At 64.7% G+C, this 21,663-nt stretch carries 21 protein-coding genes; 7 read left to right on the top strand and 14 right to left on the bottom strand.

Features of this window, described 5'->3' with window-relative positions; translation table 11 throughout:
* Positions 1 to 296 precede the first annotated feature (296 nt).
* Entirely contained in the window at positions 297 to 1,085 is a 789-nt protein-coding gene (locus T31B1_RS06505) for an MOSC domain-containing protein (RefSeq protein ID WP_353248626.1), read from the top strand.
* Between the two features lie 412 nt (positions 1,086 to 1,497).
* On the opposite strand, the gene T31B1_RS06500 is transcribed toward T31B1_RS06505, so the two are convergent.
* Together T31B1_RS06500 and T31B1_RS06495 are read right to left on the bottom strand one after the other, a co-directional pair.
* Entirely contained in the window at positions 1,498 to 2,259 is a 762-nt protein-coding gene (locus T31B1_RS06500; protein ID WP_353248625.1) for an SDR family oxidoreductase, read from the bottom strand.
* A 337-nt stretch (positions 2,260 to 2,596) separates the two neighbouring features.
* On the bottom strand, positions 2,597 to 3,664 hold the full coding sequence (locus T31B1_RS06495; RefSeq protein ID WP_353248624.1) for a right-handed parallel beta-helix repeat-containing protein: 1,068 nt from the start codon (positions 3,662 to 3,664) through the stop codon (positions 2,597 to 2,599).
* A 299-nt stretch (positions 3,665 to 3,963) separates the two neighbouring features.
* On the opposite strand from T31B1_RS06495, the gene T31B1_RS06490 reads away from it, so the two are divergent.
* Entirely contained in the window at positions 3,964 to 5,238 is a 1,275-nt protein-coding gene (locus T31B1_RS06490) for a mechanosensitive ion channel family protein (protein WP_353248623.1), read from the top strand.
* A 21-nt stretch (positions 5,239 to 5,259) separates the two neighbouring features.
* Here the strand turns inward: T31B1_RS06490 and T31B1_RS06485 are convergent, their stop codons facing one another.
* Both T31B1_RS06485 and T31B1_RS06480 read right to left on the bottom strand, forming a co-directional pair.
* Positions 5,260 to 5,565 carry a DUF3253 domain-containing protein gene (locus T31B1_RS06485; protein WP_353248622.1) on the bottom strand — a complete coding sequence of 102 codons (306 nt, stop codon included), beginning with the start codon at positions 5,563 to 5,565 and terminating at the stop codon, positions 5,260 to 5,262.
* A 10-nt stretch (positions 5,566 to 5,575) separates the two neighbouring features.
* On the bottom strand, positions 5,576 to 7,336 hold the full coding sequence (locus T31B1_RS06480) for an alkaline phosphatase family protein (protein WP_353248621.1): 1,761 nt from the start codon (positions 7,334 to 7,336) through the stop codon (positions 5,576 to 5,578).
* Between the two features lie 166 nt (positions 7,337 to 7,502).
* Between T31B1_RS06480 and T31B1_RS06475 the strand changes: the two genes are divergently transcribed.
* Positions 7,503 to 7,871, top strand: coding sequence for a hypothetical protein (locus T31B1_RS06475; RefSeq protein WP_353248620.1), 369 nt, complete (start codon positions 7,503 to 7,505; stop codon positions 7,869 to 7,871).
* 3 nt (positions 7,872 to 7,874) lie between these two features.
* Here T31B1_RS06475 and T31B1_RS06470 read toward each other — a convergent pair whose 3' ends face one another.
* The 5 genes from T31B1_RS06470 to T31B1_RS06450 form a co-directional block, all read right to left on the bottom strand.
* The gene (locus tag T31B1_RS06470; protein WP_353248619.1) at positions 7,875 to 8,516 is read right to left on the bottom strand and encodes a hypothetical protein; all 642 of its coding nucleotides are present in this window, start codon (positions 8,514 to 8,516) and stop codon (positions 7,875 to 7,877) included.
* A 45-nt stretch (positions 8,517 to 8,561) separates the two neighbouring features.
* Positions 8,562 to 9,242, bottom strand: coding sequence for a DsbA family oxidoreductase (locus T31B1_RS06465; RefSeq protein WP_353248618.1), 681 nt, complete (start codon positions 9,240 to 9,242; stop codon positions 8,562 to 8,564).
* Between the two features lie 76 nt (positions 9,243 to 9,318).
* On the bottom strand, positions 9,319 to 10,140 hold the full coding sequence (locus T31B1_RS06460) for a transporter (RefSeq protein WP_353248617.1): 822 nt from the start codon (positions 10,138 to 10,140) through the stop codon (positions 9,319 to 9,321).
* Between the two features lie 184 nt (positions 10,141 to 10,324).
* A complete protein-coding gene (locus T31B1_RS06455) occupies positions 10,325 to 10,882 on the bottom strand; it encodes a DUF2058 domain-containing protein (protein WP_353248616.1) in 558 nt (185 codons plus the stop codon).
* Positions 10,883 to 10,975: 93 nt separating this feature from the next.
* Positions 10,976 to 12,373, bottom strand: coding sequence for an aminotransferase-like domain-containing protein (locus tag T31B1_RS06450; protein WP_353248615.1), 1,398 nt, complete (start codon positions 12,371 to 12,373; stop codon positions 10,976 to 10,978).
* A 115-nt stretch (positions 12,374 to 12,488) separates the two neighbouring features.
* On the opposite strand from T31B1_RS06450, the gene T31B1_RS06445 reads away from it, so the two are divergent.
* Positions 12,489 to 13,091, top strand: coding sequence for a LysE family translocator (locus tag T31B1_RS06445; protein WP_353248768.1), 603 nt, complete (start codon positions 12,489 to 12,491; stop codon positions 13,089 to 13,091).
* 21 nt (positions 13,092 to 13,112) lie between these two features.
* Here T31B1_RS06445 and T31B1_RS06440 read toward each other — a convergent pair whose 3' ends face one another.
* From T31B1_RS06440 to T31B1_RS06420, 5 genes are all read right to left on the bottom strand, one after another.
* The gene (locus T31B1_RS06440) at positions 13,113 to 14,588 is read right to left on the bottom strand and encodes a UdgX family uracil-DNA binding protein (RefSeq protein WP_353248614.1); all 1,476 of its coding nucleotides are present in this window, start codon (positions 14,586 to 14,588) and stop codon (positions 13,113 to 13,115) included.
* Positions 14,589 to 14,590: 2 nt separating this feature from the next.
* A complete protein-coding gene (locus T31B1_RS06435; protein ID WP_353248613.1) occupies positions 14,591 to 15,418 on the bottom strand; it encodes a DUF3307 domain-containing protein in 828 nt (275 codons plus the stop codon).
* Between the two features lie 75 nt (positions 15,419 to 15,493).
* On the bottom strand, positions 15,494 to 16,138 hold the full coding sequence (locus T31B1_RS06430; protein WP_353248612.1) for a hypothetical protein: 645 nt from the start codon (positions 16,136 to 16,138) through the stop codon (positions 15,494 to 15,496).
* Positions 16,139 to 16,168: 30 nt separating this feature from the next.
* A complete protein-coding gene (locus tag T31B1_RS06425; RefSeq protein ID WP_353248767.1) occupies positions 16,169 to 17,446 on the bottom strand; it encodes a putative DNA modification/repair radical SAM protein in 1,278 nt (425 codons plus the stop codon).
* 88 nt (positions 17,447 to 17,534) lie between these two features.
* Complete coding sequence (locus T31B1_RS06420; RefSeq protein ID WP_353248611.1) at positions 17,535 to 18,281, bottom strand: GntR family transcriptional regulator; 747 nt, start codon at positions 18,279 to 18,281, stop codon at positions 17,535 to 17,537.
* Between the two features lie 200 nt (positions 18,282 to 18,481).
* Between T31B1_RS06420 and pcaB the strand changes: the two genes are divergently transcribed.
* Genes pcaB through T31B1_RS06405 form a run of 3 tightly spaced genes read left to right on the top strand, consistent with a single transcriptional unit; the run spans position 18,482 to position 21,603 of the window.
* Positions 18,482 to 19,768: a 3-carboxy-cis,cis-muconate cycloisomerase gene (gene pcaB / locus T31B1_RS06415; protein ID WP_502950933.1), complete on the top strand. Its 1,287-nt coding sequence runs from the start codon at positions 18,482 to 18,484 to the stop codon at positions 19,766 to 19,768.
* A gap of 32 nt (positions 19,769 to 19,800) precedes the next feature.
* Positions 19,801 to 20,286, top strand: coding sequence for a TRAP transporter small permease (locus T31B1_RS06410; RefSeq protein WP_353248609.1), 486 nt, complete (start codon positions 19,801 to 19,803; stop codon positions 20,284 to 20,286).
* Positions 20,287 to 20,325: 39 nt separating this feature from the next.
* The gene (locus T31B1_RS06405) at positions 20,326 to 21,603 is read left to right on the top strand and encodes a TRAP transporter large permease (protein ID WP_353248608.1); all 1,278 of its coding nucleotides are present in this window, start codon (positions 20,326 to 20,328) and stop codon (positions 21,601 to 21,603) included.
* The last annotated feature ends 60 nt before the right edge of the window (positions 21,604 to 21,663 follow it).

Below are 21,663 nucleotides of genomic sequence, written 5' to 3'. Positions count from 1 at the left end.
CCCAGCGCATGCGCGGACCGCGAATCCGGCCGCGGGCGAAATACGACAACCCGTCGAACGCAGCGACTGGCATATCGGCCAGCCGATGGATCGGCATGATTTGTCTCTGTCAGGGCGCACCTGCCCGCGAAGATCACGGTGACTACGCGTTGCAGCCGCCGCAGTCCCGGGGCAGCCGCATGGCTACCTGTCGAACCGGATCACATGGCTCCGGCGCCCGCATCAGCCGAGCCACCGTGACGGGTAACGCCCGGTTATCCTAATCTAGGCCTACGCTACGTTTCTGTCCTTCGATCTTGGCCACGCTGACCGCTATTACCCGCTATCCGATCAAGTCCACCGCAGGCGAAGCGCTGAACTCGGCCGAAGTCACCGAAGAGGGTCTGTGTCGGGATCGACGTTTCATGGTGGTCAAACCGGACGGGCGGTTCGTGACGGCCCGCACCCACCCACAGCTTCAGCGGGTGACGGCGCGCTTCGACGGCCGCTACCTGAGGCTGCTCTGCGACGATCAGACGGCGCTCGACGCATCGCGGGATCACTTCGGCGAGCAGCGGTTCGCGACCGGCGTCTGGGCCGACGATTTCGAAGCCTTCACCACCACTTTTGCGCTCGATGCCTGGTTCAGCCGTATTGTCGCCGAGCCAGTGCATCTGCTCTGGCTCGGCGAGCGATCGGCCCGTTTTCGAGAAACGATCGGCACCCGCGTGAGCTTTGCCGACGGTTATCCGCTACTGCTGACGAGTACCGCCTCGCTGGCCGACGTCAACGCGCGCACTGACGGCACGCACGTGATGGCGCAGTTCAGGCCGAACGTGGTGGTGGCTGGGGTCGATGCCTTCGCCGAGGACGCCTGGCGGCGCATCCGAATCGGCGACGTGGTTTTTCGTGTGGCCAAGCCCTGCGCGCGTTGCGTCATGATCACGGTCGACCCGGCCACCGGCCGACGCCGCACTGATGGCGAACCGCTGCGCACGCTGTCGAGCTATCGTAACCAGGGCAAGGACGTGATGTTTGGCCAGAATCTGATTGCTGAGAACCCCGGCCGACTGAGGCGTGGCGATACGGTCGAAATACTGGAATGAAGCCGACGCACCGTGCCGCAGGCCGGTTTCGCGCCAGCGTCTGGCCGGCTGCCCGGTGGGCAATCGCGACAGGCGCGGTTGCGATCACCATGCGCCCGTAAAAACCGGTACGCAGCAACCAGCATCGCTTGTAATCGCCCGGCCGATCTCGTTTTGCAGCGCGGCAGGTGCCCACAGCGGCCCGCCTGTTCGGCCACGCACCGGCACTGTTGGGGGGACGCCAACAGCAGAACGATAGCTAGACGAAGCGCCCTGGCACCGTGCCGCCCTGTCGAAACCCGGTGCCAGCACCCTCGTCGATGCCTGGATCGACCACCCTGCGAACGGCTGGCTGCGACCGGCCTGGCCGACGGCAGTCGAGGCGCACCAATGCGTGCCGACCGCTCGTCGGGCCATGCTCAGCCGTATCGGTTCAGGCGGCCTGTTCAGTCGGACGAATGAGTATCTCGTTAATGGTGGCATGCCGTGGGCGTGTCACCATATAGCCGATCGCGTCGGCGATATCTCCGGCCTGAAGAAACCCCAGACCCGACGGATTCCGTGCATCCGGGGCGTACTTGTCGCCGCTGGTGGTCATCTCGGTCGTGACGATGCCCGGCTCGACGACGCCGACCCGTACATGCTGCTCGGCCAGTTCGCGGCGCAGTGCTTCGGAGAAGGCATTCACCGCATGCTTGGTCGCCGAATAGACATTGCTGTTCGGCCCGGGTACGCGACGACCTGCGATCGAACTGACGGTCACGATATCGGCGATCTTGCGCCCGCCCTCGGCCGCTCGCACCAGATACGGCAAGGCCGCATGCGTACAGGTGAGCACGCCGTTGATGTTCACCTCCACCATGGCGCGCCAATCCGACAGACGCGATTCACGCGCCGGCGCCCATGTGCCCACGCCGGCGCCGTTGACCAGCAGATCGATACCGCCGAACGCCTCGGCGATCTCGCTCATGGCGGCTGTGACCGCTCCCTCGTCGGTCACGTCCACGGCCCAGACCCGGGCCCGGCCTGTTTCGCCGGCGTTGATCTGGTCCGCCAGTTCGGTCAGGCGATCGGCACGACGAGCCAACAGCGCGACGTTTGCGCCGAGATCCGCCAGCGTTTGCGCCGTGGCAGCCCCGATTCCGCTGGAGGCGCCGGTAATGATTGCCGTGGTCTGTTGCAGTGGCCGTGTCATGGATCGTCCTTAATTAAGAAATGCTGGACGACCACCATGCCAAAGAAAACGACGGCGACCGATACGCGGTGCGACCGACCCGGGTTCGTCTCGATCCGAGCGGTCTTCCACGGCGACGGATCGGCTCCTGTCGACCGGACGCCTTCGACACGTCCGGATCGCGTTCGAATCATCTGTTTTCGGCAGCCACCGACGACCGCCGATGTACCCGACCCGGCCCCACCGGCGGCCGATCGCTTTGTGGCTGTATCGAACCCGCAAGCGAAAGCGGCCGACGCCGCGCTCCGAGCGCCACCCAAGTTCGAAAACACCGGCCCCTGCGCCGCTTCGAGCCAGCCTAGTCGATCATGCGGTGGGCGCTACGCGGGTGGGCCGGGCTCTCGGCGACCGTTTCATTGCGAAAGATCGAGGCACGCGCGCCGTCGCGGCGCAGGATGCGCGCGTTGACCGTGTTGCTGTAGATACGACCGCGGCTCTGCGGATAGCGCACGGCGATCGCAGTCGAGTCGCGCCGGGCATTGATGACGATATTGTCGTGCACCTTGAAGTCGTGCGCCTTGTTCAGATATATGCCGGTGTCGTGCGTGCCGTAGACCCGATTGCCGCGAATCACGCCGCCGCGGGTTTCATATGTGGTATCGCCGTCGCGAAAGAACTTCGCCCCCGTTCCGCCCCCGCCGAACGACAGGCCCACCGAGCTGTTGAACACCTGGTTGTTCTCGATGACGGTGCCGCTCGCGTTGCCCTTGGCAAACACGGCATAGGCTGCATGGCCGTTGGCCTTGAGGATGTTTTCCAGCCGATTGCCGCGAATCACCCAGCCATTGCCGCCCACGATGTCGATACCCTCGACAACGCTGCGCTGACCGGTGCCGCTGAAGCCGATCAGGCAATTCTCGATGAGGCCATCGTCGGAATAGGACTCGTCTCCCCGGGCATATGACGGGCTGGTGACCTTGAAGCCGGACTCGCCGTTATCCCACGTCTTGAGGTTGCGGGCGACGAAGTTGTCCGAGTCGTGATCGACCTGTACGCCGTGATAGGCCGTGTTTTCAAGTGTCATGTGGGCAATCGTGACGTGCTTCGACGCATCGACGACGATATTGCTGCGCACGCGCTGGTCGTTGATGCCCGGCCCGCTGATGACCGTATCGTTGAAATCGTCGGTGCTGCCGGTCACGGTCAGGCGGTCGCGATCATGGATGATGATCTGGCGCACCTGTCGATAACGACCGGGCGCCAGAACAATCGTCTGGCCCGTGGCCGGCGCGTTGGCAATAGCCTGGCGCAGCGCGGCGATCGAATCGACATGCACCGTCGGCCGGTCGAGCGTGCACCCACTGCCAAGGAGTGCGGCCGCGACACACGAAAGCACGACGCAATTGCGGTTGAACACACGTTTCATGGCATCGGCTGCGGTCTCTGCAGGATTGCCCGGCCGTTGGCCGAGGGCGGCTCCAACCCGGCGAAATGAGGACTCGAATATGCAGCACGGCCGCACCACGGGCAAACCGCTCCGGCGGCACGCGGCGCGCGGAACCACCGCCAGCCGCGTGCCGACCGCTGGTGCCAGGCCGTCTTGCGGCCCACCGAGGTTGTACGCCCGCCCGGCCTACGCCCAAAGCCGCAGGTATGCCCCGGCTGCAATCGTGCTAGTAATAGAAGGGTACGAAATAACCGCGCACGAGGAGACGCTGCAAGGGGGTGGGACGCTACACGTTCATCACGATCATCCTGGTCGCCGTGACGCTGGCCGCCGGCGGCATGGCTGTATTCGACTGGCTCCGTCCGGGCGAGATCGTCGACCTGCCGATCCGGCCCATCGCGGGCACGCTGGGGGCCGTGCTGGCGGCCTGGCTGGCCAGCCGTGGCATCGACCGCCTGGTCGACGGCCTGCACGAAGGCCGCCATGCCTGGCAGCGGCGCCTGCGCCGGCTCTTGCACGTCGAGGCCGAGGAGCGTTTCCGTGAAGCCGATCTGTTCGCCGCGCTGGTGCATCTGCTGATCTGGCTGTCGCTGCCGATGCTGCTACTGCATATCTGGGGGCTGTCCAAGGCAAGCATCGAGCTGCTCAATCATTTCGCCTGGACCGGCTTCAAGATCGGCCAACTGCAGGTGATACCGGCCCAGGTGCTGGTCGGCGCGATGCTGCTGGTGGTCGCAGCCGGCGTGATCCGCTGGGTGACCGCGCGAATGGAAACCCAATGGCTGGCGCGCACGCCGCTGGAAAGCCATACGCGCGAAGCCATCGCCACGCTCACCAGCTACGTGTTGTTCGTGATCGCCACCCTGGCCGTGCTCAGCTACGCGGGCCTGGATCTGTCCAAGCTCGCGCTGATCGCCGGCGCACTGTCGGTGGGCATCGGCTTCGGGTTGCAGAACATCGTCAACAACTTCGTCTCGGGACTGATCCTGCTGTTCGAACAACCGATTCGCCGCGGCAATTTCATCAGCGTCGGCGACACCGAGGGCTTTGTCCGACGAGTGCGTATTCGCGGCACCGAACTGGAAACACTCGATCGCATGACGGTGATCGTGCCCAACTCCGAGCTGATCACCAATCATCTGAAGAACTGGAACCTGCGCGATCGGTTCGGGCGCATCATCTGTACGGTCGGCGTGGCCTACGGCAGCGACGTGCGGCGGGTCCAGACGCTGCTGCTGGAGGTTGCGCACGCCCATCACGAGGTGCTCAGCGACGGCGCAGGCGGTGTGCCCAAACCGCTGGCCCTGTTCCGCAATTTCGGCGATTCCACGCTGGATTTCGAACTGCGCTGTTTCGTTCGCGATATCACGCGGCGCTTCATCGTGATATCGGACCTGAACTTCGCGATCGACGCGGCCTTTCGCGATAACGACATCACGATTGCCTTTCCGCAACTCGACGTCTGGCATCGCAGCGCCCCGCCGCAGCCTCAAACGGCCCCGGACGAGCGACTGCCCGAGCCGGCATCGTCGTCGGCCAACGACGACGACTGATGCTGCCCCGCGGCGGCGGGCTCAACCCGGCGGCCGCCCCAGACGGATCGGCCCGCGCACGCGCCGCGCGTCCACCGGTTCGCCACGCTGAGTCACCGTCAGCCGCCCATCAGCACACAGGTCGGCAGCGACCGCTCTCACCGCCGGCATGAGATCACGCCATGCGTCACTGGCCTCCTTGGGGGCGGCCAGTGCCCGAGCGACCTCCGACGGACAGACGGTCTTGCCCGAACCACGCTCGGCAACGGCCGCGAGGATCGCCGTTTCGATCCGTCGATAGAGCGAGGGCGCGAGCGCGGTTTCCTCCTCTGCCCGCGGCGTGTTCACCTGGTCTGTCTCAGCGGCCGGCATCGGAGTCGGCCGACTCGGTTCCCGGGGCCTGCCCGGCACGGATCGCGACCAGCAGATCGGCGATCAGACGTTGCTCGTGGCCGCCGTTCAGCACACCCTCGACGGTCTGCTTGAGCTGCCCCGTGGTCCGGTCGCGATGGGCCACGATCAGCGGGATATCCGAATCGCGATGGGAGGGGCTGCCGTGCCACGAGTGATACAGCGGCGCGAAATAATACCGCTGTGCGACGTCGTCGCGATCGCCGTTGTGGGCCACGAGAATGATATCGCCGGCCCGATCGCCATACGGGCCGATCGTCAGATCGCGCAGGCGCTGCGGCATGTCGACATAGCTGGGATGCGGATTCGCGGCCAGATAGTCAGCCACGGGCTGGGTCTGCCCATGCCCGGTATAGACTTCGAACACATCGGCCTCGGCCCCGTCCGATTGTCCGGTACGCACCAGAATCATGTCGAGCGCCCCACGCATCTCGGGTACCAGCAGGCCGTCTTCGTTGTTGCGATACAGCGCCTCGGCCGCGCTCTTGATATCCGGGCCCCGGGCTGGCTGCGTCCAGTCGCAGGGACTTTCGTGGGTCGGACAGGTCGTGCGATCCGCCAGATAGACATAGGCCAGTGCGCCCTGATAGGCCAGCACCGCATCGAAGAAGACGTCGTCGTCGATTTCCAGCTCATAGGGGCGCAGCGTGAAGCCAGCCTTTTCCAGTACCTGATCGGGTTCGCCTGCCGCAGCGATGTCCAGTGAATGTTCGTCATCGTGCAACACGCCCGTGTGCCCATGATCGGAGGTCAGCACCACGTAGCGATCGTCGAGGGCACCCACCTCATCGAGCGTTTCCCGCAGCTCTTTCATCATTGGCTCGAGGCCTTTCTGCAGATAGTCGCGGCGCGAGGTATCCGGATCGGCATCGTGGATATGCGCATAATGGTCCAGCCCCGGCAGGTAGATCGTGATGACATCGGCGGCCGGCTCGTCCTCGAGCAGGTCACTCATGTTCTCGATGACTTCCTGATCCAGCTCGCGAAACAACGATAACGACTGCTCGCCGGTCAGACGGTCGGTCACGTGCTTGGCGAACAGGCTTTGAAACGCATCGAGCATGGCCGTGCGGTCGGTCAGGATCAACCGGTCCGCGCCGCTGTAGTACTGGTGCATGCCTACCCAGACACGTACCCCCGGATCGGTCTTTCGCATGCGCTCGTAGATGGTCGGCACTTCCAGCAGCTTGTTGGCATAGCCGTCGTTGTAGATCTCGAACACCGGAGTGGCATCGTGGATCGTCACCGGTACCGGCGCGGCGTACTGGCCGGTATCGCGAATGAAGTACTCGTTACCGGTCACGCCGCTCTCGGCCGGGTTGCGGCCGGTGATCATGGTGGCCCAGGACACGCCCGTGGACGATGGCAGCACGCTGACCATCGAGTCCTGCAGATAGGCATGGGCGAGTTCGCCGTCCTGCGTGCCGCCGAGCAGCGCGGCCATTTCCGGCAACTCGGCGGCCTCGAGCATGTCGTAGAGCAAATGCCGATCGATACCGTCGATCGCCACAATCAACAGCTGCGGCGCCTTCCTGGGCGCCGGGCGCTCATCGGCATCGGTCTCCCGCAGCGCAACCTGGTCGCCGGCCACCCAGAACTGCGCGGCCTGCCAGGCGCAGCCGGCCAGCAGTACGGTCACCATACAGGCCGAAAGCGCCCACAGCCGTGCTTGGCCGGATTGTCTCCGGCTATCGATCGCAATCGTCATTGCCTGTCCCCGACCCCTGATTTCGTCACGGCCCATCCGCAGCCGCTGGCCAAAACCATAGCACTCGAGATGATTGGCCCCAAGCGATCGACGGCTATCGAGCGGTGGGCGCGTCTGCTTGCCGCCCGCTGGCGTACAGAAGTGACCCATGGCCAATCGAGGCAGTATGAACAGACGGCGAATTGCCTTCATCGCGTACCTGAGCCTGTGGCTGGCCGGCTGTTCGGACGCGCCGGATGCCCGCGACGTCGAACAGGCGATCGAGCGCAACCTGCAGGCCACGCTCGCCCAACACGCCCAGCTGGCCGAGCGTATCGGCGGCCATGGCGCGCGCGAATTCACCGAACACATGGGTATGCCCGACGCTCACGGTATCGATATTTCCGATGTATCGATCCGCGACCGGCGCGCGCGTGATAACGGCGATTACGAACTCAACATCACTTATCAGGCCACGGTCGGGGATATCTCGCGTCGATCCTCCACGCCGGTGGTCATCGGCCGCCGCGATGGACAGTGGACGGTGCTCAACTAGGGCCTAGTCCTGCGGGCGCGAATCGGGCGAGTTCTCTGGCGGATTCCCGGTCTTGAACTGAACCGCCATCTCCAGCGCGCTGCGACAGAACGTCAAGGCGTGATCGAAGTCCGCTTCGGAGAGCTGGCGGGCGGCGTCGTTGCCGCGATAGATATTCATCCACTGCCGGTCGCGTTCGATCATGGTAGGCAGCCGGCCGATGCCCCAGTCCTCGAGCAGCGCCCACAGCCGGGGGTTGAAACCGCGAACCAGGCTGATCAGGAACGGAATGGGGTCGTTACGAGCCAGCAGCGAGGTCAGCCGCAGGATCAGCTCGAACGAAACCGTGGCCGAGCCCTGTTCCATGGCCTTCAGCACGGTCTTGTCGTCAAGATCCAGCGCCGCAGCGAGATCGTCGACCGACATGCCGGCGGTCGTGCGCGCATCCTGTATCGCGGCGCCTGCCCGCGCCATCCAGGCACGCTGCTCGGCCGAGAACAGCCGCAGCTGAGCCTGGCTGAGTATGAAGGTCGTGCCAATCCGCAGTGTCAGCCCTCCGACCCGCGCGGCCAGCGTGGTGATCGCCGAGCGCGACAGATCGATGGTCAGGCGGTGGGCCTGTTCGAACAGCCGGAAGCGTTCGCGCTTGTCGTCATCCCGGGCCATGGTCGCCTGCCTGGATCGAACCGTTGACCTTCGAGCATACGGGTTTTATGCAGACGCCGCCGGCCGCCTCTCGTCCATGCTGGCGCGCTCGTCGGCGATCTGACGCAGCGCACCTGCCAGGGCCTGCGGATCCTGGGCACCGCTGAGCAGATAGCGGCCGTCGACGATGAACGACGGTACCGACGCCACGCCGGCCTGGCGGTAATAGTCGAGCTCGGCCTGTACATGCTCGGCGTAGCGATCCGAGTCCAGAATCGCATCCACCTCGGTGGCGTCCAGACCGAGCGAGGCCGCGATCTCTTTGAGCAACGCCGGATCCGTGGGGTTTGCGGCGCGACCGAAATACGCATCGAACAGGGCCAGATGGAACGCCTCGTCGCAGCCCTGGCTCTTGGCCCACGCCAGCACGCGATGCACGTCGAAGGTATTCCAGGAACGCCGCTCGGTCGCATGCGAGAAATCGAGATCCAGCGCTTGCGCGGCGTCCACGATCATCTGCTGGTTGGCCCGTATCTCCTCGGCACTGCGGCCGTATTTCTCCATCAGATGTTCGACGATGGGGCGTCCATCGGGCTCGATGTCCGGATTGAGCACGAACGCATGCCATTCGATCTTGGCCTTCACCTGCCCGGCCAACTGATCGAGCGCCTGTTGCAGCCGCCTGAAACCGATCGGACACCAGGGACAGACGACATCGGAAACGAGATCGATCTTGAGATTGGTCATGGTCACTCCGGGAACACTGCGTATTGCCTGACGTTGACGCCCAGTTGCGGCGCTTTCAATGATCAGCCGCCGCCAATCACCACAGATGCGCGATACCGACCCCGGCGAACACGTCGCTGGCGACGTCGTTGAGCCCACTACCGGCATAGACGTCGAACTGGGTCTTCGGCGTGCCCAGGAACGCAAAACCGCCGTTGATGGCATGCGTATCGCGACCGGTGCGGCGCTTGTCGCCGCTGGGAAAGATCCCGTAATACTCGATATAGCTGCTCAACCGTGTGGTCAGTGAAAACCCGCCCGACAGCGAGGCAGCGGTTTCCAGGTTGTAGTCGCCGCTCGAGTCGATCACCTCTGAGAAATTCAGGTTGCCAGAAAGCGCGAACAGGTCGGTGAGCGTCTTGCCCCAGGCGAAGCGCAGGTTGGGCGAGGCCTTCGGGCTGGCCACCTCATCGTCGCCGGTAGGCAGCGAGACTTCGGGTATCACCGACAGCATGGGGGTATAGCGGCCTTCGTCGGCCAGCCGTATCTTGGCGCCGACGAACATATCGCCCGGCCCGTCATGGCCGGGGGCGTTGATGACATAGCCGGCAAATCCGACCCGCAGTTCGACGTTGGGGTCGATGCCGGTACGCAGAAGCACGTCCGGTACGGTGTGCGTCGAGCCGCCGCCCTGGTTGTCGTCGAAGCGATAACCGCCTTCGGCCACATAATGGCCTTGCGGCACCAGCGCGGCGTTATCGCCAAATCCGGGGCGGTCCGCGGGCACGGACACGTCATCGATTCCGACCCGCTCCACCCCCAGCAGACTACGGTCCGCCGCGCCCGCCAGTGTGGCGTGGACGCACAGCACGAGCAGTACACCCGGCACCCCGAGCTGCCCACCAATCGATCGAGCCATCTGCGTCTCCCCGGACTTCGCACCGAGCGGCGGTGCAGGTGCCGTTGCCACGACACGAACCGGCCTCTCATTTGCGGTTAACGATGATCGATACGACTGTTGTGCGCAATACAGGCAATCGACACGGCATGGGTTTTATGCCGTATGCCGATCCGGTCTGGCCTGCCGCGGCTGCAGCGCACCGCTACCACATCAGATCGTCGGGCACCGTGTAGGCGGCATAGGGGTCGTCCGGATCGGCGGGGGTATCGTCTGGCCGGCTCAGCAACCATATCTGCTCGCCGAGGGTTTCCATCAGCCGCTCAGCGGTGGCGCGGGGCACCAGATCGGCCCGGCCGCGATGACGGACGATGCCCAGCCGCCCGGCGGCCAGCTCTCTGCGTTGCGCGTCGCTGACTTCGATCCGCCGGATCTTGCGGTCCACCGTGTAACTGTAGGCCACGCGCTCGTCGGGTTTGCCGGCGGGCTTCACGCGGTTGCGTTCGATGATCTGGGCCACCGACTGGTCGCGCTCCTGGGCCTCACGCTCGGCCTTGCGCTTGGCGTTGAGCTGGCGGTCGCGCTCACGCTTGGCGGCCTCGGCGCGCCCGACTTCGTCGGCCAGCGCCTGCTTTTCTGCGGGCGTCTTGCCTTGGCGTCGCGCGGCCTGGTCGTGTCGGACCTTTTCGCGGCGCGCCTTCTTGGCCTGCTTGGGTTTGGCTAGGCCGCTTGCCAGCAGCTGTTCCTGGAGTGATTTGGCCATCGTTCGATCGTATTGCTGGGGTGCGAGTCGACACCGGGTGACGCATCCTCCCAGTGTGGCAGGATTTCACGCAAGCTGGGCACCGGCGCCGCCTCAGAGCGTGCGCCACGGCACCGGCTCGGGTTGCAGCAACACCGCGCGCACCGTGTCGAGCGCGCGGGCCAGCGCGGCCTGATCCAGCGCCGCGCTCAGGCAGATACGCACCGCCTGCGGCGCCGGTTCGCTGCCCACGCAAAAGGCCTCGGCCGGGGTCACGCGCACGCCGCGGCGTTCGAGCTGATCGACCATGCCAGCCGCGCGCAGGCCGCCGGGCAGCGGCAACCACAGATAGAAGCCGCCCGGGCGCGCCGCGAACTCGATATCGTGCAGGCGTTCGGCCACCAGCGTCTGACGCGCGGCCAGTTCGGCCTCCTGCCAGGCCAGTAGCCGGTCAGCGTCGCCGCTCGCGATCCATTCGCAGACCAGGCTCGCCATCAGCGGCGGCGGCATCCAGCTCTGGGCACGGATGGCCGCGCGCACCCGTGCCGCCAGCATCTGTGGTACCCGCATCACCCCGGTGCGCAGGCCGCCGCCCAGGATCTTGGAAACCGAGAAGAGATAGATCGTGCGTTCCGGCGCGAGCCGATAGAGCGGCGTGCCGCGGTGCGCCGCCGGCAGGTGCATGACCCCGTCTTCGATAAGCCAGAAATCGCGGGCGCGGGCCAGCGCGACGAGGGCCTCGCGGCGTGTCTCGCTCAGCCGCGTGGTGGTGGGGTTGTGATGATCCGGCATCAGATACAGCGCACGAAAGGGCTGGCGGTCATAGCGGCGCGCAAGCGCATCGATATCGATGCCGTCTTCATCGAAGGGCAGCGCGACCGTCCGCAGCCCGAGCTGCTGGGCCGCACTGATCAGACCGGGGTAGCTGAGCGTTTCGGCCGCCAGGCGCGCGTTCGGCCCGCACAGTGCCGACAGCGCCAGGAAGATGCCGTGCATGCCACCCTGATTGACGATCAGCTCGGTCGGATCCATCGGCAAACCGAGCGTATCGAGCCAGTGCGCGATGCACTCGCGGTGGCGTGCCAAGCCGTCCTCCGGCTGGTAGGACACCGCATGGGCGAGCGTGCTGTCCTGGTCGTGCACCGTGGCAACGGCGCGCTTGAGCCCGGCCGCGCGCGCCGGATGCGGCGGCGGCAGTGACAGGCTCAGATCGACCAGACCGGGCGTCGCGGCCGGCTGCTGTACGTGACCGAACGCCGGCGTCGAGGACGGTCGCGCGCGCACGAACGTGCCGCTGCCGACCCGGGCTTCGACATGACCACGCCGTTCCGCTTCGCTGTAAGCGCGCGTGACCGTGCCGGTCGTGACGCCGAGCGCGTGCGCAAGCCGTCGCTGCGGCGTGAGCTTCGCCCCCGCGACAAGCTCGCCGCGCGCGATCGCCGCGGCGATGGCGTCGGCGAGCTGCCGGTACCGAGGCCCGGCCCCGGACAACGTGGGCACCCAAATTGTCATGGTGACAATAAAGCCTTTGACACAATTCCAACCATCCCCGAACCTCCAATCGTCCATCTCGCAAGAGATTGGGACGAATATTGTACCCATACAATCAAAGAAGTGAAATGCTGTGATGATGTCCGCCAGCTGGTTGTTCTCGGTTGTTCTGTTTGCCGTATCCATGACTGCCACACCCGGTCCCAACAACGTCATGCTCACCGCATCGGGGGCGCTGTACGGATATCGCCGGACACTGCCGCATATTCTCGGCATCATGATTGGCTGTCTGGTGCTGTTCACCGCGATCGCACTGGGTCTCGGCATCGTTTTCCAGCGATTTCCACTGGTCCAGCAGGGGCTGCGCATCGCGGGTGCGGTCTATCTGCTGTATCTGGCCTGGAAGATCGCATCGGCGCCGCCGCCCTCGCTGGCCCATGACGCCGATGCGCGGCCGCTCACCTTGTGGCAGGCCGCGCTGTTCCAGTTCGCCAATCCCAAGGCCTGGGTCATGGGGCTGACGTTGATGGCGAGCTTCCTACCCGACGACGGACCGGTGTTTTTCAACGCCCTGGTGCTGGCACTGCTGATGGAGCTGGTCGCGTTTCCCTGTATCTCGTTCTGGGCGGGCTTCGGCATGGCAATATCACGTGTCCTCACCAGCGCCCGCAGCTGGCGCATCTTCAACGCCGTAATGGGCGGAATGACCGCGGCTTGCGTGGTATTCATCCTGTACTGACGTGCCGCAACGGCACTAGGTTTACAGCCAAGCGCGTGCCTGGGCGAGATCACGGCTGAACTGCGCCGTGGCACGTTTGGCGACCTGGGCGTCGGGCAGGCGCAGCAGATACGACGGATGCACGGTCAGCAGAATGCGCCGATCACCATGGGAGACGATCATGCCGCGCTCGCGAGTAACCTGCACAGGCCGGCCCAGAAGTACCCGCCCGGCCGTTGCGCCCATGGCCACGATCAGGGTCGGCTCGACCAGCTCGATCTCGTTGTCCAGCCAGGGCTTGCAAGCGAAGACTTCCGCATCGTCCGGTCGGGCATGCAGACGACGCTTGCCACGCGGCTCGAACTTGAAGTGCTTGACCGCGTTGGTGAGGTACAGCGCGGCACGATCGATCCCGGCCTGAGCCAGCGCACGATCGAGCAGTTGTCCGGCCGGGCCCACGAATGGCCGCCCCGCCAGGTCTTCTGAGTCGCCTGGCTGCTCGCCCACGATCATCACGCGGGCCGTACGCGGTCCTTCGCCGAAGACTGTCTGCGTGGCCTTCTCGCCCAGCGGACAGTTGCAACAGGTACGTGCCTGCAGTGCGAGCCGGTCGAGCGTATTGGCAGGGCTGCGAGCCAAGGCATGGGCATGTTCGGCTTCCGGACTGATCGGCCGCGGTCCGCAGCGCATGACGTCCCGATCCTTGACCTGCTCCTGCATGACCTCGACGCGCCGATCGGCCTCGCGCAGCAACTGCGGAATGAGGTGCGCTTCAGGCATGTTCTTCCAGTACTTGACAGGCATCTCGGACCGCATGGCCGATATCTTGACCCGGGCCGGATTGAATATGCTGCGGTAGTAGGTTCGCCACGCGTCCTCGAGCACATCGCCCTCGGGCGCTGCCGACTTGTCGGTGCCGGGCGAGAACCAGACGCCGCCAGCACTCGCGCCTTCGTAGTGAGCACAGCGATACGGCGTGAGAATCGACCAGCGCATGTTGGCGAATCGACGCCGGAAAAAGCCGCTGGCCTTTTCCACGATGAAATGCTCCGGTTCGAACCAAGCCACATAACGTGGCGCGTCGTCCGGCGCGTCGGGCTCGGCCACGGCGCGAAAACGTACGAACGCTTTCATCTTGTGGATATCGCGGCGTACGGCCTTGGCATAGGCGTTGACACGCGCGACCTGAGGGTCGCCGCTCAACTCGAGCAGATGTCGTTCGCCGTGGGTCAGCCGCCAGAGCAGCTGATACAAAAGCGCCCATCGATCGGCACTGCGATGACACGCAGCGGTGCGTGCCAGCGAGACGAAAGCGCGCGGCACCCGTGGGGCACTGCCGTCCGTCTCGCCCCCGGCCATGGCCTGGCGGTCGGGCTGCCACCAGATCGCCTCGGGCGGCGTGCCGGCCTGCCATTGGGCTCGGGCCGCGGCCTGCCAGCCGGCAAAATCCGGTACGAACGCCACCGCCACCTGATTGCGCGCGCTCCGAACTTCGCCAAACAGCGACGTCTGCTCCATGTTCAACCTCCTCCGGCCGGGCGCACCATACCCGGCCCCAGCTCGACGAGCGCCGCCCGGGTGACCAGCGCGATGACGATTGCCCAACCGAAACTGGCCAGCGTGCCAATGATCACGATTTCGCTCTGATAAGGCCGGCGGGCATATTCGAATCGCAACACCGACTTGGCGGCCATTACAAAGCCGATGGCATTGAACTGGCCGAGCAGTACGAACAGAAAAACCAGCGTGCGTTCGAGCCAGCCGATCCAGGCCCCGGCCCGCGGCAACTCCTCGCTCTGATCGTTGTGGACGAGCCGCGGCGCGGGCCAGAGGCGGCGGAACCCGGCCATGAACGACACCAGCAGGAGATCACCGACCCGAACAGTCAGCCAGAAGCCGCCGGCCAGGACATAGAACGACAGCAGCCAACGGATGGCATCCGCGTCGAGTATCTTCGGCCAGGCGCCGAGGACAAACGCCTGCGGATACAGCCAGGCGGCCACCACTGCGAATACGACATGCGCCGTTTGATCGAGCAGGAAGATATGCAACGCCCGGAAAGGCGCAGCCGTGGTCCAGCGTTCGTTCAACGCAAACGTCTTGATTGAATCGACCGTTGCGTGTGAAAGGACCACCACCCCCAGCGCCGCCCAACCCGAGGCGGACGCCGTGCCCAGACAGGCGCCGGCCGTGACGGCCACGATGGCGATATGCAGGGCAAAAACAGGCCAGCGGTGCTTGGCGGCGACCATGGCCCGTGTCTGGACAACGAAATCGGCCAGCACGTGCGCGAACAGCAGACAGAGCGCGGTTTCGAGCATCACGTCCGCCTGCGGTGCATCGAGCACAGGACGATCATGGATAGACAGCCATAACAAGCTGCTTTACCGAAAACAGCCTTTTACGACTGTTATCGTCGGACTTCATTCCAGCGCCTGTTCGAACGCATGCACGGCGTCCAGTAGCGCATGGCCGCCGGCCCGGGCGAAATGAACCTGCACGGTCTGGGGCTGCACTGAAAGCCGGTCAGCGAGCGCGGCCATGGTCGGCGCCTCCGGTTGAACCAGAGCCAGAAAGATTTCAGCCTGTCGAGAGGTCCAATGACGTGACAACCCGTCGCAGACCGAAAAAAGCCCCTGGGCGAGCGCACGCTCGCCGGCGGTAGCGAACGCGCCGTCGATCCACCAGAGCTGGTGTGTCTTCAACCGTTCGAGGCCACGGCCCGAGCATTCGAATGCGCTACCGCTCGAGGCGGCGAGCGTGTCGGCACGATCGGCCGACCCGATGCCGGCCGCCAGCCGTGTTTCGCCGGCTCCGCAGGCGCTGCGAATGGCGCCGCGCATACACAGGCTGACTCGAAGCGCCCATTTCGGCTGGCCCAGCAACAACTGCCAACCATCGCCGCGAAAACGTTCGTAGTGCACCGGCGCGATCTGCGGCCACGCCGCGACCGTCTCCGCTGCGGATTCGAGCGCGCCCATGACCGCGTCGAACCGATCGGCTCCGAGCGCGCTGGACTTGACGATATCGCCGGTCAGAACACAGACGCAAGATCGGGTCGAGGGCATTGGCAAACCTTTATCCGGGACGGCACAAGGCTAGAATGCAAAACTCTGCTGCGCCGCGCTCGCCGGGGCAAACCGCGCACGCAAGGCGTCGCTGGCGACTTCGCTCAACCCAGGATGATGATTGGCACAGACGATGAACGGCATGGCTTTTCTGACGCCGGCTTTGAGAGCGACCAGATCCTCGAGACGAATCTTCTGCCAGCGCCGGATCTTCAGCAGCTTGTTCACACTCTTGACTCCCACGCCCGGCACGCGCAGCAGTCGCTCGCGCGGATCTCGATTCAGGTCCACCGGAAAGTAGCTGCGGTTACGCAGCGCCCAGGCGAGCTTGGGATCCAGATCCAGATCGAGCATGCCGTGGGCGGGTGCCGCATCCGCACCGGCGGTGATCTCGTCGTGACCGTAGCCATAGAAACGAATCAGCCAGTCGGATTGGTACAACCGATGCTCGCGTACCAGCGAGGTTCGCTGCGCCGGCAGCTTGGCGCTGGCATCCGTGATCGGCGAAAACGCCGAGAAATAAACCCGCTTGAGCTTGTACGCCGAATACAGGTTCGCAGTGGTGGACAGGATCTGGGCATCGGTCGACGGCTCCGCGCCGACGATCATCTGGGTGGACTGGCCGGCCGGCGCGAAGCGCGGCGGCCTGGCCGGCCGCGGCGTGGCATTGCTGATCTTTCGTGCGCCACGCGAGGCTTCGGCGTATTCATCCTGGCGAGCGCGAATACGTGCCATCGACAACCTGATGGTGCGATGGTCCTTTTCCGGCGCCAGATCGGCAAGCGCAATCCGGGTGGGCAGTTCCACGTTGATGCTGAGCCGATCGGCAAAACGCCCGGCATCGGCCAGCAGTTGGCCGTCGGCATCGGGAATGGTCTTGAGATGGATATAGCCGCGAAAGTCGTGATCCATACGCAGGCTGCGGGCGACCTCTACCAGCTGGCTCATCGTGTAGTCCGGCGACTGGATCACGCCCGAGGACAAAAACAGCCCCTCGATATAATTGCGCTTGTAGAAATCCAGGGTCAGATCGACCACTTCCCGGGTGGTAAAGCGCGCCCGCTGCACATTCGACGAATTGCGATTGATGCAATAGCTGCACTCGTAGATACAGAAATTGGTCAGCAGAATCTTGAGCAGCGAGATGCATCGCCCGTCGGGCGCGTACGCGTGACAAATGCCCGAACCTTCCGACGAGCCCACGCCCTGCCCACCCACCGACGAGCGTCGGCTTGTGCCGCTGGACGAGCACGATGCGTCGTACTTGGCAGCATCGGCAAGGATCTCGAGTTTTTTGAGCAGCTCCATACTGTGCATATATACAGCGGCGCCGGGTTTGGATTCAATCCGTGTTTCGACCGATGCCGCGATAGCGCGGGCGCGATGTCCCGCCGACTCAGTCGCCCAGTGGAGCAGCGGTGTGGCACAGCGTCGAGCGCAGCCTGTAGCGCTCGCCGATATGGAAAGTACGCGTGATCATGAATACGTCGTCGAGCTCGTCGAGATAATGCCGGATCACCCGCAGCGCCGGTGAGCCGGTCGGGACCGCAAGTACGGCCGCCGCCTCGGCCGGCATGGTGGTGGCGCTGGCGTTCTGATTGATGGTCAGTGTTCGGCGGCCGTAGCGGCGCTCGATCAGCGCGCTGATCAGAGTATCGGGCTCCCGGGTGACCTGCTCGCCGATCGCGGCATGTGCGATATCGATGAAGTTGTCCGTCCAGCACACCGGCGTCGGCGGCTGATGGCCGCTGTCCAGACGCTGGGTGGCGATACGCAGCCAACGCGAGCCGGCCGCGCATTCCAGTACATCGGCGGTGTCGATATCGATGACGCAGGTCTGGATATGCTCGACGCGACGCTGATGGGTTTCGCCGAACTGCACCAGATCGTCGATCGACGACAGTTGCTGGCGATAGCCGGTTGCCTGCGCCGGCGCCTGTACGCGGGTACCGATGCCCGCGCGACGGGTCACCAGCTGCTGGCGCTCGAGCTGTTCGATCGCCTTGCGCACGGTCTGTCGGCTGACCCCGTGCCGTCGAGCCAGCTCGACTTCCGGCGGCAGTAGCGAGCCCACCGGGTAATGCTGCTCGCGGATCGCGCCGAACAGCGCGCGGGCGACCCGCTGATACCTAGGTTCGGGCATACGCGACCCGGTCGACGAGAGTTTTCATGCCGCAACGATCCCTGTTTGGCCCTCGTCACGCAACGCCCAATCGCTGCGATACCCGGTTGACACCTCATACCCGCTCGTCTACAAATGTACGTACATTTTATTTAGTAAGTACATTTGGTGACGCCGTGCGCGACTCGTATCTCTATCAGGACAGTTTCAGTACGCCGGCCATGCGGGCCATATTCGCCGACCGGCATCAGCTGGAATGCCAGATTCGCGTCGAGGTTGCGTTGGCCCGTGCTCAGGCACGCCTGGGGATCATCCCCGCCGACGCCGCACAAACCATTGCCGAGGTTGCCGACTACGACCGGCTCGACTTGGAACGGCTGAAACACGACACCGAGAACGTCGGCTATCCGATACTGCCGTTGGTCGAGCAGCTGGGCGAACACTGCGGCGATCACGGCGGCTACCTGCACTGGGGCGCGACCACGCAGGACGTCATGGACACCGCACTCGTACTGCAGATGCGCGAAGCACTGGATCTGGTCGCGACCGATCTGCAGACGCTTCGCGCCACACTCGCCGAACTGGCCCGCCGGCATCGGGACACCCCCATGGCCGGCCGGACCCATCTGCAGCATGCGCTGCCGATCACCTTCGGCTACAAGGCGGCCGTCTGGCTGTCGATGTTCGACCGCCACGACGAACGCCTGGCCCAGCTGCGACCGCGTCTCGAGGTGGTCGCATTCTCGGGCGCGGCCGGTACCCTGGCTTCGCTTGGCAATCGTGGTCTGGAGGTACAGGCTGAACTCGCCGCCGAACTCGGGCTTGGCCAGGCGTCGATCAGCTGGCATACCGCACGCGACAGCCTGACTGAAGCTGTCCACTGGCTGGGTCTGGTCACCGCCTCGCTGGGCAAGATCGCACAGGATGTGATGCTGATGATGGCCACCGAGTTCGGAGAAGTCTTCGAACCGTTCGTGCCCGGGCGCGGCGCCAGTAGCACGATGCCGCAGAAGCGCAACCCGATCTCCTGTGAAATCATCTGTGCGGCGGCCAAGAGCGTGCGCCAACAGGCCGCGACCATGCTCGATGCCTCCATCCAGGATTTCGAACGTGCGACCGGCCCGTGGCAGGCGGAATGGATCGCCATTCCCGAGAGCTTCGCGCTCACTTCCGGGGCTTTGGCACAGGCCAACTTCGCGCTCGCCGGTCTGGAGGTCGACGGTGCGCGCATGGCTGCCAACCTGGACATGACTCACGGCCTGATCGTCGCCGAAGCCGTGATGATGGCACTGGCCGACCATACCGGTCGCCAGGCCGCTCACGACATCGTCTATCGCGCCTGTCGCATCGCCAGCGACCAGGCATTGCCGCTGGCCGATGCGCTGGCGGCCGATGAACGCGTCACCGCCCATCTGGATCGTGCCCGGATCCAGGCGCTGACCGACCCGGCCAACTATCTCGGCCAGGCCCCGGCCATGGTCGATCGCGTGCTAGCGGGCACCCGCTGATCGCTGCTGGGCCGACGTTCGAGGTCATCGTCATGCATGTATTGCTCCTGGTTCTCAAACAGTTCTGTGTGCTGCTGATCGTGTGCCTGATCGCACTGCTGGGCACCAACGTGTTCATGCGCTACGCGCTCGGCTCGCCGCTGTTCTCCACCGCCGAGATCTCGCATCTGCTGATGGTGTGGCTGAGCTTCATCGGGCTGGCGGTGGCCGCGGCCGAACGCCGGCACATGGCCATGGATCTGGTCGACACCCTGCTGCCGGTACGTCCGGCGCGCGGATTATCGATCGTGATCAGTCTCGTGGTACTGGCGACGTGTGTGTACATCGTCTACAGCGGCATCCGTCTGGCGCTGTTCAACCAGTCGCTGTACAGCGAGCAGCTGCAGATCTCCTATGCCTGGTTCTACGGCGCGATCCCGGTCGGCTTCGCCTGCTACGCCCTTTTCGAGGCACAGCATCTGATCGGCCTCGTATCCGGCCGGCGCGGGGGCGCGCCGGTGACAGCCGGCCCCAGCTGAAACGCGGCCGCGCTCAAACCCTAACGACAGGAGGAGATCATGATCGTCATCGTGCTGCTGATGCTGGTAGCTCTGATCGCACTCGGCTTTCCGATCGCGATCGCCCTGCTCGTATCGAGCATCTTCTATTTCTTCATGCAGGATGTGCCAGGCATGCTGATCGTCCAGCAGATGATGACCGGCGCGTCGTCGTTCGTGCTGGTCGCCATTCCGTTGTTCATCCTGGCCGGCCAGCTCATGAACAATGGCGGCATCACCCGGCGCATCGTACGCTTCTGCAACGCCCTGCTCGGGCGCGCCAAGGGCGGCCTGGCGCAAGTAAACATTCTGTCCAGCATGATCTTCGCCGGCATCTCCGGCGAAGCGGTGGCGGACACCGCGGGGCTCGGCGGCGTGCTGATCCCGGCGATGAAGAAACATGGCTATTCCGCCGAAGACGCGGGCGCGATTACCGCGGCCGCCTCGGTGGCCGGACCGATCATCCCGCCGAGCATTCCCATGATCATCTGTGCCTCGCTGGCCCAGGTATCGGTCGGGCAGATGTTTCTCGGCGGCGCGCTTCCCGGCCTGCTATTCATCGCGCTGGCCATGCTCTTCACCTATCTCATCGCCGACCGCGCCGGCTTCCCACGCGGTGAGAAATCCGACTGGTCGGAGCTTCGGCATGCCTTCTTCGATGCATTCTGGGCGTTGATGGCGCCTGTGATCATCGTGGGCGGCCTGGTCACGGGCGTGGTCACGGTCACCGAGGCGGCGGTGATCGCCGTGCTGTATGTATTCATCATCGGCCAATTCGTCTATCGCGAGATCGACCTGCGCCAGGTGGTGAGCGAGCTGTGGTACACCGCTGCGCTCAGCGGAGCGATCATGTTCATCCTGGCGGCGGCCAAGGTCTATACCTATGCGCTGACCCGTGAGCAGATTGCGCACGTGCTCACCCAGAGTCTGGACGTGTTCATCAGCTCGCCCCACCTGCTGTTCATGGTCATTATCCTGATCGCGCTGCTGATCGGCGCGATTCTTTCGACCACCGCGGGGCTGCTGCTGATGGTGCCGTTGCTCGCGCCCCTGGTGGATGCCTCGGGGCTGAACCCGATCCATTTCTACGTGCTGGTCACCATTGCGCTATGTATCGGCACGTTGACCCCGCCGGTGGGTATCAACCTGTATCTGGCCGCCTCTATCGCCGAGGCGCCGCCCCAGCGCGTGTTCCTGCGCGCACTGCCCTATCTGCTGCTGTTGCTGGCGATCATCGTGCTCGGCATCTTCATGCCGTCGCTGGTTCTGGCGCTGCCGCATCTCGTCTACGGGAGCTGATCGCCATGTCGTCTGTCAGGATCCGACCCCTGCACGTCGCGCATCGCCCGCGCCGACTCG

This window comes from Salinisphaera sp. T31B1, from assembly GCF_040361275.1.
GTDB lineage: Bacteria > Pseudomonadota > Gammaproteobacteria > Nevskiales > Salinisphaeraceae > Salinisphaera.
The sequence above is the reverse complement of the archived record's forward strand: the minus strand, read 5'-3'. Positions and strand labels throughout refer to the sequence as shown.

Coding starts and splice junctions, on each gene's coding strand:
- pcaB (WP_502950933.1), top strand. CDS start 18,482: ATGCGGGCCATATTCGCCGACCGGCATCAGCTGGAATGCCAGATTCGC.
- T31B1_RS06450 (WP_353248615.1), bottom strand. CDS start 12,373: ATGACAATTTGGGTGCCCACGTTGTCCGGGGCCGGGCCTCGGTACCGG.
- T31B1_RS06480 (WP_353248621.1), bottom strand. CDS start 7,336: ATGACGATTGCGATCGATAGCCGGAGACAATCCGGCCAAGCACGGCTG.
- T31B1_RS06460 (WP_353248617.1), bottom strand. CDS start 10,140: ATGGCTCGATCGATTGGTGGGCAGCTCGGGGTGCCGGGTGTACTGCTC.
- T31B1_RS06455 (WP_353248616.1), bottom strand. CDS start 10,882: ATGGCCAAATCACTCCAGGAACAGCTGCTGGCAAGCGGCCTAGCCAAA.
- T31B1_RS06430 (WP_353248612.1), bottom strand. CDS start 16,138: ATGCCCTCGACCCGATCTTGCGTCTGTGTTCTGACCGGCGATATCGTC.
- T31B1_RS06445 (WP_353248768.1), top strand. CDS start 12,489: ATGATGTCCGCCAGCTGGTTGTTCTCGGTTGTTCTGTTTGCCGTATCC.
- T31B1_RS06495 (WP_353248624.1), bottom strand. CDS start 3,664: ATGAAACGTGTGTTCAACCGCAATTGCGTCGTGCTTTCGTGTGTCGCG.
- T31B1_RS06425 (WP_353248767.1), bottom strand. CDS start 17,446: ATGGAGCTGCTCAAAAAACTCGAGATCCTTGCCGATGCTGCCAAGTAC.
- T31B1_RS06440 (WP_353248614.1), bottom strand. CDS start 14,588: ATGGAGCAGACGTCGCTGTTTGGCGAAGTTCGGAGCGCGCGCAATCAG.
- T31B1_RS06405 (WP_353248608.1), top strand. CDS start 20,326: ATGATCGTCATCGTGCTGCTGATGCTGGTAGCTCTGATCGCACTCGGC.
- T31B1_RS06420 (WP_353248611.1), bottom strand. CDS start 18,281: ATGCCCGAACCTAGGTATCAGCGGGTCGCCCGCGCGCTGTTCGGCGCG.
- T31B1_RS06470 (WP_353248619.1), bottom strand. CDS start 8,516: ATGGCCCGGGATGACGACAAGCGCGAACGCTTCCGGCTGTTCGAACAG.
- T31B1_RS06500 (WP_353248625.1), bottom strand. CDS start 2,259: ATGACACGGCCACTGCAACAGACCACGGCAATCATTACCGGCGCCTCC.
- T31B1_RS06465 (WP_353248618.1), bottom strand. CDS start 9,242: ATGACCAATCTCAAGATCGATCTCGTTTCCGATGTCGTCTGTCCCTGG.
- T31B1_RS06475 (WP_353248620.1), top strand. CDS start 7,503: ATGAACAGACGGCGAATTGCCTTCATCGCGTACCTGAGCCTGTGGCTG.
- T31B1_RS06410 (WP_353248609.1), top strand. CDS start 19,801: ATGCATGTATTGCTCCTGGTTCTCAAACAGTTCTGTGTGCTGCTGATC.